This is a genomic window from Streptomyces sp. NPDC031426, assembly GCF_055581585.1.
Genome location: NZ_JBVIJE010000115.1, coordinates 1 through 1,169, shown reverse-complemented (window position 1 = coordinate 1,169; position 1,169 = coordinate 1). Strand labels below are relative to the sequence as shown.

1 pseudogene is annotated in these 1,169 nt (G+C 67.2%); it reads left to right on the top strand.

Annotated elements, in window-relative coordinates:
* Positions 1-185, top strand: a pseudogene (locus tag ACZ5NH_RS45540) (hypothetical protein); the annotation flags it as partial.
* Between the last annotated feature and the right edge of the window lie 984 nt (positions 186-1,169).

The following is a 1,169-nucleotide window of genomic DNA, read 5'->3' as shown; positions in this document are numbered from 1 at the left end:
GCCTGGAACTCGACCCCCGCGTCCTGGCCGCCAACCCCCTGCTCTGGCACGAACTCGACACAGGCGTCCGCCGCTCCATGGAACGCGGCACCTTGAGTCAGGGAACCGACGTTCTGGAACGGCTGGGCCACCGTATCGACGACGAGGCGCTGCAGGCGGTCCTCCGCGCGTCGGGACTCTCCTGACCTCATCCCGGCGCCACGCACACGGTCCCACTACCCGTTCCCGGCGGTGGCCACATCTCCAGCGAGCCACGCGGCCGGCAGGAAGTCGCTGGCGCTGAGAAACCTGTCCAGGACGCCGACGGACGATCGGGGGCGGCGGCGAACTCGGTTCTCGGCCTGGCCGTGACTCCCGCTTGGCTTTCGGCCTGCCGCATGACGTGGAGGTCACGGTGCACTCTGCGAACACCCAGGTCATCAACGGACTAATCGGCAGCCTTCTCTGGCGTCCTCTTATCGCTGCCAGCTGCCGCTGGTGTGTCTTAAAGCGGTGGTTTCATCTGATCGACGAGGTGACGGGAGCGTGAAGGCATGTCGGTCAAGGGTGGGCAGAGCTGAAGGCGAAAGCTCAGATGCGGGTGGAACGAGGTGGATCCAGGTGAGCCATCGCCCAGTCGGGCGGACTGTCCGTCGGTGGCCTCGCCGGTGGGGTGCGCTCCTCGATGGACGGGAAGGGGATCTGCGCCCGCCTGCAACACGGCCGCACGACATCCTGCTCGCCCACGAGCGGACCCATCTCGCCTCTCGTGCAGGAAACGTTGTTCAGGCGGCCGACGAGCGACCCAACCAGCGCATGCGAGACCTCGGCGTCGTCCAGGGCGCCAGCGCCCGATGACGACCGTGATGGTCGAGGCAGCGGCTACCGATGGGCTCGAGCGATCCGCCGTAATAACCCGTACAGGCCGGCGACACGGAGACGCCGTCGAGACGCAGCGCCCCCGCCTACCTGCATTGGCGCTGGTGATCGGTATTGTCCGCCTCGATGCACCGGGCCCGTGGACAGTGGTCCGCAACGAGGAGGATCACCATGGCCGATCGCCGACAGGCAAACGCGCCGGATGACGGATCGCGGACGCCCGAGGCTCATCATGCGAGCGCGTACGACACGGTGCGCATCGCGCTGGTCATCGGTGCTCTCGGTGTGGTCTTCGGTGACATCGGCACCAG